The sequence below is a fragment of the Methyloversatilis sp. genome (assembly GCF_030698125.1).
Classification (GTDB): domain Bacteria; phylum Pseudomonadota; class Gammaproteobacteria; order Burkholderiales; family Rhodocyclaceae; genus Methyloversatilis.
The window spans coordinates 1-13375 of record NZ_JAUYNV010000040.1 but is presented as its reverse complement, the minus strand read 5'-3'; the positions used below and the strand labels follow the sequence as shown (position 1 = coordinate 13375).

At 65.5% G+C, this 13375-nt stretch carries 4 protein-coding genes; 1 reads left to right on the top strand and 3 read right to left on the bottom strand.

Annotation, left to right across the window (positions count from 1 at the left end):
* Positions 1-69 precede the first annotated feature (69 nt).
* The gene (locus tag Q8Q80_RS14585) at positions 70-723 is read right to left on the bottom strand and encodes a serine protease (RefSeq protein WP_305633608.1); all 654 of its coding nucleotides are present in this window, start codon (positions 721-723) and stop codon (positions 70-72) included.
* A gap of 122 nt (positions 724-845) precedes the next feature.
* Between Q8Q80_RS14585 and Q8Q80_RS14580 the strand changes: the two genes are divergently transcribed.
* On the top strand, positions 846-2114 hold the full coding sequence (locus Q8Q80_RS14580) for a dicarboxylate/amino acid:cation symporter (protein ID WP_305633607.1): 1269 nt from the start codon (positions 846-848) through the stop codon (positions 2112-2114).
* A gap of 128 nt (positions 2115-2242) precedes the next feature.
* Here Q8Q80_RS14580 and Q8Q80_RS14575 read toward each other — a convergent pair whose 3' ends face one another.
* Both Q8Q80_RS14575 and Q8Q80_RS14570 read right to left on the bottom strand, forming a co-directional pair.
* Entirely contained in the window at positions 2243-3025 is a 783-nt protein-coding gene (locus Q8Q80_RS14575; RefSeq protein ID WP_305633606.1) for a FecR domain-containing protein, read from the bottom strand.
* A gap of 11 nt (positions 3026-3036) precedes the next feature.
* Positions 3037-13323, bottom strand: coding sequence for a hypothetical protein (locus tag Q8Q80_RS14570; RefSeq protein WP_305633605.1), 10287 nt, complete (start codon positions 13321-13323; stop codon positions 3037-3039).
* Positions 13324-13375: the final 52 nt, after the last annotated feature.

Sequence of the window (13375 nt, the reverse complement as noted above, 5' to 3'; positions counted from 1 at the left end):
AGGTTTCGAGGTTGAAGGGTATCAGCGCCCGGGGTGGGGCAGCCGCCGCGTCGTGACGGCGTCAGGCGTTCACGGCCGCAGGAAAGCCGGCAGTCGGGTCGCGTCGCCCTTCCAGAAAGGCAGGCTTTTCCCGGCATCGATGTCGGCCTCCAGCCATTCGACCGGAATCGCGTAGCGCTTTTCGCCCGGTGTGCTGGAGATGAAGGCGAGCAGGCCGATCAGCTCGCCATCGTTGTTGAACAGTCCGCCGCCGCTGTCGCCGACCACGAAGGGCACGCTGGTTTCGATCACCGCGCCGCCGTCCATCGGGTGCAGCGCGCTCACCTCACCGACCATCAGCCGCACATCGTTGCCGTAGGCACCGCTGAACGCAAGCAGGCGGTCACCGGTCTTCAGGTCGGTGCTGCGCGCGAGTTTCGCCGCCGGGGCCGCGAGGCCGGGCGCGCCCAGTACGCACAGGTCGCGTGCGCGGTCCTGCCGGGCGAGGGTAGCCGGCGAGGCGACGTACTTGTAGCTCACCTTGATTCCGGTTGCGCCCTCGACAACATGGCAGGCGGTCGCCACGCGTTCCCCCGGCAGCACGACGCCGCTGCCGACCGACACGGACCCGTCGGGCTGAGTGGCCAGTATGCGCATCGTGGTCTGGATGGCCGTGGCGATGCCCTGGGCCAGAGCCCCCGTGCTGCACGTCAGGCAGGCGAGAAGGATGATCAGGCTCTTCATGGCAACTCCACTGGATTCGGTGTGTCTCGGACTTGAGGCGCTGCGCTTGGTTGCACCGGGGTGGCATTCTGTACCGTACAGAATGGTATGGTCGAAGCGGATTTCAGTTCGGGAGAGCAGGCATGCGGATGTCGATCAATGTCCAGATTCTGGTTGGCGCAGCGGCAGGCGTGGCGCTTGGCATGCTGCTGGGTGCACTTCCTGCGGATGCGGCGCTGCGCGTGCAGGGGCTGTACGTTGCGTCGCTCGTCGGCGGGCTGTTCATTGCACTGCTCAAGATGGTGCTGGTACCGCTGGTGTTCGCGTCCATCGTGGTCGGCATTGCCGGCCTGCGAAGACAGCAGAACATGCAGCGCGTGTGGGTGACCACCCTGCTGTTCTATGGGGCGACACTTGCCATAGCTGTGTTGCTCGGGCTGCTGGCCGCCAATATCTTCCGGCCAGGCGCCGATATGCAGGTCGAAATGTTTGCCGATGCGATGGCAGCCTTCGAAGCCAAACGCCTGCCCTTCCCGGAGTTCCTGACCCAGTTCGTTACCGGCCTGTTCCAGAATCCGTTCGCCTCGCTGGCCCAGGGGGCCATCGTGCCGCTGGTGGTGTTTGCGCTGATCCTCGGTGTGGCGCTGGTGCAGGGCGGCGAACGCTACGCGACGATCAACCGGCTGATGGAAGAAATGCTCGACCTGTCGCTGAAGCTCGTCGGCTGGGTGATGGTGCTGGCGCCATACGGGGTCGCTGCGCTGCTCGCGCGCCTGATCGCCACGCAGGATGTGGCGCTGCTCGGCACCATGCTGACCTTCGTGCTGGTCGTGCTCGGCACCACGCTGTTCCACGGTGTTGTCGTGCTGCCCGGCCTGCTGTGGCTGATCGCCCGCGTCAGTCCGCTGGCGCTGTGGCGCGGCGCCCGCGAATCACTGATCACCGCCTTCGCGACCAGTTCCAGTGCCGCAACCATGCCGATCACGCTGCGCGTGGTCGAGAAGAATTTCGGCGTGCGTCCGGCCACGGCGGGTTTCGTGGTGCCGATCGGCACCACGATGAACATGGATGGCACGGCGTTGTACGAAGCGGCGGCCGCATTGTTCATCGCCAATCTGGTCGGCATCGAGTTGAGTCTGGGCCAGCAAATCGTCGTGTGTCTGATGTCGATGCTGGCGGCGGTCGGTGCGCCCGGCATTCCGAGCGCCGGCATGGTGACGATGGCCATGGTGCTGCAGTCGGTCGGTCTGCCAGTCGAGGCGATCGCCATCCTGCTGCCGATCGACCGCCTGCTCGACGCGGTGCGCACGACAGTGAATGTCGAAGGTGACATCGTCGGCAGCATTGTTGTCGAGGCCCTTAACCCGCCGACTGCCGATGCGACGGCGCAGCAGCGCACGCTTCCGACCTGATGCTGCAGCTTCTTCTCGGCGGCACCGCTCGCGCGTCGTCAAGTCCGCGCAATCCGCGCGGCCGGTGATTCGGTCGAGTCGCCGATCTCAGCGCTGATAAGTCATCATTGCCACGCTGGAACGACGCCTTATTGCACCGTGCAAGAGGCGTCGGCGTCGCTGCCCAGACCGGTGCTGCCGCCCAGCCCGCCCGGCCCGGGACGCGCCGCGGTCGACGACGGCAAGGCCTTGTCCAGCCCGGGGTTTTCCGACAGCGTTGCCGGTGCGCTGTCCTTGCTCGACACGACACCGGCCTGACCGACTTCGAACGTTTTCGATCCGGCATCGTTCTTCACTTCGATGCTGCCTTCCTCGACGTCAAACACCAGCGCCGGCTCGCCCGGCTTGCGATCCTTGGCTTCTTCCAGCGCCTTGATGCAGGCCGGATCTTCCTTCTCCGCTTCGTCGCACAGCAGCATGCCGAAGCGCGTGCCGCGGATGCCGATGGTCGCCGTGACCGTGCTGGCGCGGTAGCCCTCGCGGTTGCGTTTGCCGATCAGTCCGGTCACTGCGCGCAGGCCGCCCTTGAGCAGGCTGTACAGCAGGCTGTCCTTTTCCGGCCTGGCTTCATCGAAGGCGAAGCCGTCGATCTTCACCTTGCTGCGCGGGCGCAGCGCCAGCGACGAGCCATCACCGAATTCGATGCGCGCCACCGTGCTCTTTTCGGTCGTGATCACGTCGCCGTTGTAGATCGATGAATCGCGCCCGAGGATGCGCGTCTTGTTGTCGGGCGTCTGCACGTACATCGTGCCCGACACATAGCTGACGCGACCCGCAGTGGGCACCGGTGTGGCTTGCGGATCTTCGGCCTGGGCCAGCGGCACCACGACGAGGACTGCGGCAATGGCGCTGAAATGACGAGCGTGAGACATGACAGGACTCCTTATCTGCACTGCAGGCGGCTGGCGCTGAATTCGCGCAGCGGTTGCTCGAACGACGGGCCCGAGGCGGTGACGATTTCGCTCAGCGCGTCGATGTTCGCGATGCTGACGGGCGGGTTGAACGTCGGTGTCTGTGATGACAGAACCATTATGCGCGGCGGCTGGAATATTTCCGGCAGCAACGTGGTGGTGATCACCTGCACTTCAGGTTGCGTCACGGCCGGTGCCGATGTCACCGCGAAGAGCACGTTGAACAGCGCCGTGCCACTGCCCAGGCTGAGCGTGAAGCGCGCCGAGTCGTTGCCATTGAAGCCGGCGTTCGCCGTGTATTGCCACGCCGACTGCTGGCCCTCCAGTACGCCATTGTTCGGTCCGCTGGACAACACTACACCGCTGCGCAGGCTGAACAGCAGCGGTGTGCCCCCCGTGGTGGCAAAGAACTGGTTGATGACCGGCGCAGACGTGGGCGAAAAGCTCAGCGTGCCGTTGCCGCCAATGCGGTTGAAGATGTCCGGTGGCAGGTCGCCGCCCAGTTCCATCGTTGCGTTGTCGCCGATGACGAACAGACCACCACCGCCGATGCCGCCGGTCAGACCGAGATTGCCCGCGCTGGCCTGTACGTTGCCGTCATTGACGAGGCGCACTGCGACGTTCGAAGTGCCGCCGCCCAGCGTGCCTTCCAGCGTACCCCGGTTGACCAGGCTGCCGGTGCCGCCGACGCGGGTATTGCTGCCCAGTCCGAGCGAGGCCCCGTCGCTGACGATCAGTTGCGAGCCGCCGTTCAGCGCCAGTTGCGTACCGGTGTCGAGCAGGCCGGAACCGCCTACGTTCAGCACGGCCCCGTTGAGAGCCAGGTTGCTGCCATCGAGTACCGTGTCGCCGCGCACCACGATGACGCGTCCATTGCCGCCGATCGAACCGGCCGTCCAGATCAGGTCGTCGGTCACGGTCAGCGCGCCGCTGCCACCGATGTTGCCGGCGACAAGCAGGTCGCCGAAAGTGGCGTTGCTGTTGAAATTGACCAGGGTGTTGCCGCTGACGCGCGTCTCGCCGCTGACGTTGTAGCCGCCATTGACATTGAACACGCCGCCGGAGAAGGCGGTGAATTCGACGTCACCCGGACCGGTGATCGACGAGCCGGGCCCGAAATCGCGGAAGGCGTCGCGGAAGCGCAGCGTGGCGCCTGAATCGACCGAATAGGCGCCGCTGTCGGCACCCGGCCCGGAGGCGTCGGTGTCGTGTGCCAGCACAGACAGTGTGCCGCTCTCGACAGCGACCGAACCGTTGTTGGCGAAGATCATGCCGCCGCCGCTGCCGAACTCGAATGTCGCACCGCTATCGACGATGACGCTGCCGTTGTTGTTCAGGCGGGTGGTCGTCAGGTTGCCGGAACTGCCGGACAGCACGTTCAGCGTGCCGTTGTTGGTGAATACATTGCCGTTCATCGTGCCGCCGGCGTAGTTGAGCACGCCGTTGTTGAGCAGGGCGTTACCGAAGTTCAGATTGCCGCCATTCAGGTTCAGCGTTCCGCCGGAATTGACCGTGGTCGGTGCATTGAGCACACCGCCGGTCAGGGTCAGCGAATTCGCGTTGCCGATGGTCAGTCCGGCAACCGTCACGGTGGGGATCGCGTTCAGCACGACATTGGCGCCGCCGGCGAGATTGATGAACACCAGATCATTCACGCGCCCGTTCACGCCGGGAACGATGTCACCGGTCCAGTTGGCGGCGTCGCTCCACGATTGTGTGCCTGCACCGCCGTCCCAGCAGATGCCGATGTTGCACGAGGTGTAGCCCAGGCTGAGCACGCCGCCGAGCGCGCGCGTCGTGAAACCGGTCGGCGCGGACAGTTGCAGCGCGCCGGCGTCGAGCGAGCCGGTCGCCGTGACGACGCCGAGCTGCATGCCCTCGACCGGCGCTGCGCTGCCGAGCGCCTGCACGTTGAGCACGCCGTCGAGCAATGTGTTGCCGCGGACGTCGAGCACGTCGAACTGGTTGGCCGCGGTACCTGCGAATTCCGCTTCGAGACGTCCCGCCGCGCTCTGCGCAAAGTCACCGAGCACGGTCAGGCGGCCGATCCGGTCGTCGCCGCCCGGGCGCACGATGCCGCTGCTGGTGAGCGTGCCGCCGCCGACGTCGAGCGTGCCGCTGCCTTCGATGACGCCGGTGTTCGTCAGCACGTTCGCCGTGCGGACGGTGGCGCCCCCGGCGATGTGCATGACGCCGCTCAGCGCGCCGAGCGATGCCAGCTGCAGCGTGCCGGTCTCGCCGCGGTAGCTGCCGCCCTGATCCACCAGACGCGCCTGATTCTCGAATCCGCTGCTGCCGGTGCCGCCGGTCTTGGCGAGCGTGCCGCTGTTGTTGAAGTTGCCACCGCCAGCGTCTCCGCCCACCACGCCATCGGATGCGAAGTTGAATCGTCCGGTGTTGTTGAAGGTGGTGCCGTCATTGATCAGCAGCGAGCGGCCGGCACTGATGTAATCGACCGTGCCGGCGTTGTTCACCGTGACGCCGCTGAGCACCAGATGGCCGCCGTTGGTGTGGGCGTTGAAGGTGCTTGAGCTGCCGGAAGCGAGGTTCAGCGTGCCGCCGGAGATCGTCGCGCCGCTGGTCCAGTTCAGTCCGCTGGTCATCGTCAAGGTGCTGCTGCTGCCGATGTTGATCGTGCCGCCGCTCAGGAACACCGGGCCGCTGAATGTGGCACCCGAAGTGTTGATCGTCGCGCCCGCGAGCTGGGCGCGGCCGTTGATCGTCGACCCAGCGGCAAACGTATGCACGCCGGCGCTGAACTGCACGCCGTTGCCGGCGATGTTGAACGCCCCGGCGTGATTGCCCTCTGTCTGCAGCACTATCAGACCGGTGCCGCTATCGACGACGCCGCCATCGAGATTGTTGAAACGGACGAAGTTCGTGAAGCTGCTGACGCCGGTGCCGCCCGTCTTGGCCAGGGTACCGCTGTTGTTGAAGTGACCGCCGAAGCCCGCCGTCTCGTTGAGGTTGCCGTCGGAGGCGAAATTGAAGCGGCCGCTGTTGTTGAAGCGCGTGCCACCGTTGATCAGCAGTTCGCGACCCGCGCTGGTGTAATTGACGGTACCGGCGTTGTTGACCGTGACGCCGGCGAGGACGAGGTGGCCGCCGTTGGTGTGGGCGTTGAAGGTGCTCGTGCTGCCGGCGACCAGGTTGAGCGTGCCGCCGGCGATGCTGGCGCCGCTCGTCCAGTTCAGGCCGTTGTTCAGTGTCAGCGTGGTGTCGCTGTTCTGGTTGATCGAGCCGCCGGACAGATTCACCGGGCCGCTGAAGGTGGCGCCGGCCGTATTGACCGTCGCGCCTGCGAAATTGGCGATGCCCTGTATCGTCGCGCCGGCCGCGAAGCTGTGCGTGCCTGCGTTGAAGCGCACATTGCTGCCGGCGATGTTGAACACGCCGTCATGGCTGCCGTCGGTCGGCAGCAAGATCACGCCGGTGCCGGAATCGACGATGCCGCCATTCAGGTTGTTGAAGCGGGCGAAGTTCGCGAAGCCGCTGCTGCCGGTGCCGCCGGTCTTCGCCACGGTGCCGCTGTTGTTGAAGTTGCCGCCGAAACCGGCCGTCTCGCTGACGTTGCCGTCGGAGGCGAAGTTGAAGCGGCCGCTGTTGTTGAACGTCGCGCTGTTGTTGATCAGCAGTTCGCGACCGGCGCTGGTGTAATTGACGGTGCCGGCGTTGTTGACCGTAACGCCGCTGAGCACCAGATGGCCGCCGATGGTGTGGGCGTTGAAGGTGCTGACGCTGTCTTCGCCCAGCGCGAGGGTGCCCGGGCCGGCGATGGTCGAGCCGCTGGTCCAGTTCAGCGCGCCGTTGACCGTGACCGTCCGGTTCGCCGCCACGCCCAGCGTGCCGCTGGTGTGATTCAGCGTGCCGTCGATTTCGAAGTCACGGTTGAAGGTGTAGTTGCCGGGTGCAAAGGTGAGCGCGCTGCCCAGAACCGTCCGGCCGCTGCCGTCATGGGTGCCGGCGGTCTGGCTGAATTGTGTGGCGACATGCAGATCGCCGGCGCCGCTGAAGCTGCCGCCGGTCTGGATGAAGCGGGCAGCATCGAGCCGGGCGTTGTTGACGAGCGCGCCGGTGCCGCTGATGGTCAGGTCGCCGGCCAGCATCGACGCGAGGTCGCTATTGCTGCCCGATAGACCGGTCAGCGTCAGCGAACCGCCGGCGATGGTCAAATGATTGCTGGCAGCCGTCGTCAGGCTGGCGATCGAATGCGTGCCGCTGTTCAGCACGACGCTGCTGCCGCTATCGAGCGCGATGAACACGAGGTCGTTCAGGCCGGGCAGGGCGTCGCCGGACCAGTTGGCGGCGTCCGTCCAGAGGGCGGTGCCTGCGCCGCCGTCCCAGCAGATGCCGCCGCAGACGATGCTGCCGAAGCTGATGCGGAAGGCAGTGCCGTCTACCGCCGTCGTATAGCCGGCGACCGGTGTGTCGATTGTTGCAAACGAGCCGCTGATGCCGTTACCGGCGGTGATCAGGGCGAGCGACAGCGGACCGCGCACGTAGTCGGGATCTTCGGTGATCATCAGCGTGCCGCCCAGCGTGACCGAACCGCTGACGGCAAGCTGGTCGTAGGTGCCTGCAGTGCTGCCGCCGATCCACAGGTCGAGAACGCCGGAGTCCGTCTGCACGAAGTTGCCGGTCACGCTCAGCGTGCCGTACTCGAGGGTACCCAGGGCGCCGGCGTTGGTCAGCGTGCCGCTCGTGCCGACGTCGATCGTGCCGTTGCCGAAGATATCGGCGCCACTGTTGATCGTGAAGCCGCCGAGGCGGCGCAGTACGCCACCGGCGCCGAGGTCGGCATCGCCGTTGTAGGTCAGTGCGCCACCGATTTCCAGAGTCGAGCCCGCGCCGATCTCGATGAAGTTGTTGTGGATGAAGGTGCCACCGCCCGAGGCGCCGGAATAGCCGATGTTGAAACGCAGCCGGCCGCTGTAGACATTGATCCGGCCATTGTTGGTGAAGTTGGCGTAATTCGCCGTGCCGCCCGGAATGCCCAGCGTGCCGATCGCGAATTCACCGGTACCGGCCGTTTTCGAGATGACGCCGCTGGCGTGATTGACCATCGTGAACGTTCCGGTACCGGTCGAGCGGTCGCCGAAACTGAAGTCCGATGCCAGATCGATCAGGCCGTGGTTGTCCACGCGCCCGGCACCGATGACGTCGATATGGCCCTCCAGCCAGTTCAACGTGCCGAAGTTGGTCAGCGAGCCGGCGCCGAAGCGCTTGTAGCTGGTCGACTGCACGTCGTCGCTGCCGGTACCGCTCAGGGTGAGCGATGCGCCATTGGCGATGACGAGGTTGCCGGTCAGCGTGCCGCGCGTCCAGCTGCCACCGCCGACGATGCTGAACGTCGAGCTGCCCGCCAGCGTGCCGCCATTCCAGTTGTAGGTGCCGGCGCCGGACGCCGCGTTCAAGGTCAGCGTGCCGCCGGTCTGGGTCAGCGAACCGGCCTGCAGGCTGGCCTGCGCGATGACCTGGCCGCTGTCGGCCAGTTCGAGGTTGGCGATCGCGCCCGGTGTGCTCAGCGTGAAGCGGGCCGAATCCTGTACGCGCACGGTGAAGGTGTTGTCGGCGATGGGCGATGAGGTGGTCGAACTCGTTACCTGGGCGGAATTGATGAATTCAATCCGCCCACCGCCGTCGAACTGGCCGGTCGCGTCGAGCAGGTAGGTCGCGCTGCCGCCGTAGCGGCCCGTGGCGCCGAAAGCCACATTGACCACACCGGCATTGCTGGCGCCGCCCGTCGTGGTGAGTGAGCCGCTGTCCAGCGAGAGCCGGCCGCCCTGTTCGATATCCAGACGTCGTGCGATCGTGCGCGTGCCGGCGCCGTAGCTGAATGTCGATCCAGCGGCAAGAACGAGACGCCCGGTACCGCTGACATCGCCGCCGGTCCAGGTTGAACCCGACTGGGTGAAGGTGACTGTTCCGCTGCCGCCGAAGATGCCCGATGACAGCATCAGTCGTGCAAGTTGCGCCGCACCGTTGAAGTTTGCCGTGCCGCCGCTGATGACCAGATCGCCGGCCAATGTGGCCACGTCCGTCACCGTGAGACTGCCGCCCGACACGACCAGCGTGTTGCCGGCAGCGGTATTCAGACTGCGTATCGTGTGATTGCCGTTGGTCAGCTCGACGCTGATGGTACCCAGATCGATGAACACGAGGTCGTTCGTGCCGGGCAGCAGGTCGCCGGTCCAGTTGGCCGCATCGGTCCACAGCAGCGAACCGGCGCCGCCGTCCCAGCACACGCCGCCGCAGATCGCGCCCGCGTAACTGAGCACCTGACGATTGCCGACAGCCTGCGTGCTGTAGCCGCTCGGCAGCGTGACGGTCGAGAAGCTGCCACTGAGCGCGCTGGCGGTCACGACATCCGAGGTGCCGCCGGTCGAGATGTAGCCCGGCAGCTCGCTGACCACCAGCGTGCCGCCCAGCGTGGCCGTGCTGCTGATGATCAGCGCATCGGTGCCAGCGTTGCCGCGTTCGATCTGCAGCGTGCCTGTGGCGTCCTGCACGTAACGGCCGGTGATGCTCAGTGTGCCGATACTGCCGGTGCCGCCGGGGCTGACAGTGCCCTGGTTGAGCAGGCCGGTGCCGCCGGTGATCAGCGTGCCATGGCCGGCGATCAGGCCGGTATTGGTCAAGGGCGAACTTGCGGTGCTGAAGATCGTGCCCGGCAGCAACTGCAGCGTGCCCGCATTCTGGTTGAAGCCGTCGGCGATCACACTGCCCTGACCCAGGATCAATGTACCCGGGTTCTGCAGGCCGACCGGGCTGTACACATTCAGTGTGCCGCTGCCGACCTTGGTCAGCGTGCCCTGGTTGACGAACGTACCCGCCGGGCCGCTGGGGTACCACAGGCCGGGATTGCCACTGCCGGTGTCGAAGTAGAGCTGGGCACCGGTGGCATTGGTAAAGCTCGCGCCGCTGCCGATATAGAAATATCCACTGGTCTTGAACATGCTGCTCGAACCCGACCCATTGGTATGCACCATGGAACGGCCGGCCAGACCGAAGCTGCTGGTTCCGCTCAGTTGCAGGACGCCGCTGACGGTCAGCGCGCCGCTGCCGGTGACATTGCCGCCGGTCCATTCGTAGCGGCCGGACAGCGTGTTGTCACCGGTGCCGGCGAAGCTGCCGCCCGACTGTTGCAGCGTGATGCCGGTATCGAGGCCGTCTGCGAAGGTCAGCGTGCCGCTGGTCAGGGACAGCACGCCCGCGCCACTGAACACGGCGCCCGCGATGGCAGTGGTGGTACCGCCCGTGACGCGCAGTTCGGTACCGCCGGCGAGTTGCTGGGTGCCCGACAGGGCGTGGGTGCCGTCCAGCGTCACCAGGCCCCGGGCCACCGCGAAGGTGCCCTGCTGATCGAACTGCACGGCCCCGAAGCTACCGAAGTCGAGCCGGCCGGCACCTGTTTTCGTCAGGGTGCCGGTGTTCTCGAAACGTCCGATGGCCGGGCCGGCGTCCTGATCGATGTACATGATGCTGCCGCTGCCGGCCACGTCCAGGGTCAGCACGCCTGTGTTGCGGAAGATCGCCCCGTTCTCGAGGTTGAATCCGCTGCTCGACGTATTCGCGATGCGGCTGTTGCCGCTGGCGTTGCTGTGCAGGAGCAGCGTGCCGTCACGCAGGTAAACCGTTGTATTGCCGCTCTGGCTGAACACGCCGCTTGCGTTGAGCGTGCCGCCGCCGTTGATGCTGCCGCCCGTCCAGGTCAGTGTGTTGCCGAATGTTGCGCTGCTGCCGGTTGCAACCGTCAGCGTGCCGCCGCTGATGATCTGATGGGCCGCGATGTCGACCCCGTTGCCCAGGGTCAGAACGCCGGCAGCCAGATCGAGTGCGCCCGCGCCGGTGACCTCGGTACCGGCCGCGATGGTCGTGGTGCCGCCCAGTACGCGCAGCGTTGAATCCGCTGCGATGTCCAGTGTGCCGCCCAGCGTCACCGTATTGCCCAGCGTGACCAGGCCTTCGGCGATCACGAAGCTGCCTTGCTGCACAAGCTGCAATTGTCCGAAGTTGCCGAAGTCGACCCGGCCGGCGCCGACCTTGGTCAACGTGCCGGTGTTCTCGAAGCGTCCCGCAGCCCCGCTGTCGTGATCGATATACGTGATGCCGCCGGCATTCGGCGTATCGATCGTCAGCGACCCGGTGTTGCGGAAGATGGCGCCTTGGTCGATGTTGACGCCGCTGCCCGAAGCATTGGCAATGCGGCTGGCACCGCTGGCGTTGGCGTGCACCAGTTGCGTGCCGTTGCGCAGGTAGACCGTGGTGCTGCCGATCTGACTCAGCACGCCATTGAGCGTGAGCGTGCCCGGTGCCGTGGCATCTCCCGTGATGACGCCGCCATGCCAGGCCAGATCGCCGTTCATCACTGCTTCACCACCGATGTTCAGGGTGCCGCTCGAAAAGACGTAGTCGGTATCGATGCGCGCACCGTTGGCCAGCGTCGCGGTGGCATTGTTGTGCTGCACCCGGCCGTCACCGGTGAAGCGGGCGGCACCGGAGATGGCAATGGTGCTTGCGCCGTTCAGGTTCAGCGCGCTGTCCGCTGCCAGAGTGGTCAGGCCGGACAGGGCATGCGTACTGCCTTCGACGTTGAATGCGCCCTGCTGGATGTTCAGCGTCCCGGCCTGATCGAGATGCGTCGGGTTGTAGATGAAGAAGGTGCCGGTGCCAGTCTTGTTCAGCGTGCCCAGGTTGTGCAGCGTGCCGCCGGTGCCCGAAGAATAGTAGGTGCCGGCGTCGCCGGCGCTGGTGTCAATGGTCAGCGACGCACCTGCAGCGTTGCGCAATATCCCGTTCACGCCGTTCAGGTAGAAGTAACCGCCGCCCTTGGCGATGCGACTCAGGCCGCTGGCATTGGTATGCACCAGCGTGGTGTCGGTCAGCCCGAAGTAATTCGTGCCGCCGGCCACGTCGAGCACGCCGCTCAGGGTCAGTGTGCCGCCACCGCCGATGTTGCCGCCGGTCCAGGTCAGATCGCCGCTGGCGCTGGTGCTGTTCACCACGTTCAGCGTGCCGCTGCCGCTCAGTTCGATGTCCGACGTCAGGCTGGCCAGATTCAGGTTGAGCGTGCCGGAAACGATCTGGATCAGGGTCTGGCCCTGATCGGCATTCAGGTTGGCCGTGTACCCGGCCACCCTCAGCAGCGACGAGGGCAGCGCGAGTGCCGCGTTGTAATTGACCGTGCCGCCGCGAATGTCGATGGCGTCGAAGGCGAGACCGGCAGCGTTGAACGTGCTCGTGCCGTTGTTCTGGACGTAATTCGCGATCTGTCCGGCGCCGTTGGCGATGAACTGACTGGTGCTGTTGAGGGTGACGTTGCCGAGGACCAGTTCATCGCTGACCGTGAAGCGCCCGCTGCCATTCAGGGTCAGGTTGCCCACAACGTAGGCCTGCGCGGTCGTGAGCGAGCCGCCGTTGATGGTGAGGTGTTCTTCGGAAATCAGTTCCTCTATCGTCCAGTCGCCGGAAGAGATGGTGATCGTCGGGGTGAAGCCGACCCGGTCGATCAATACCGCCATGTCCGGACTGTTGGGTGCCACGCCGAGCGACCAGTTGGTGGCAGTTGCCCAGTCGCCGCTCGTGTTGCTGATCCATTCGTTGATGCCGATCAGCGAGTTGCCGAAGCCGAGCAGATAGGTGCCGGCGCCGTAGTAGCTGTCGTATCCGAAACCGGTCGGTACATCCAGCGTGGCGAACTGTGAGTTGCCGGTGCGCGAGGTGTAGCGGATCAACTGGAAAGCTTCCGATCCACTTGGCGGCACGTAACCGTTGATGTGATCCGTCTGCAGCGTCCCGCCGAACGTGACCGCGCCATTCACGTCCAGGGCACCATGATCGATCACGCGATCTGGACCGCCGATATCGAGGCGCAGCGTGCTGTTCGACGTGAGCACCAGATTGCCGGTCAGGCTCAGCAAGCCGCCGTCCGCGAACAGGGTGCCGGTGTTGGTCAGCGTATTGCTGCCCAGATTGAGGCTGCCGATGCCGCGGATCATTCCGGCATTGACGAAGCTGTCGCCGGAATGCATCTGGCCGCCAGCCAGACTCAGTGTGCCGGAGTTGGTCCAGATGTCGGTGGTGGCCCAGCTGTTGAGGGAGATTTCCTTGCCGGCGGTGTTGGCGGAAATGGTTCCGGCATTGACGCCGTTGTTGCCGAAGTAGATGTAACCGCCGTTGGCTCCGGCGACGGTGACGCCTGAGCCGATGGACAGCGAGTAGGAACTGGAGCCGTAGCCGAGATAGTTGTTGGCGCGCACGGCGTTGTGCGAACCGCCGAAGAGGATGGAGCCGTTACCGCCGATGGACCAG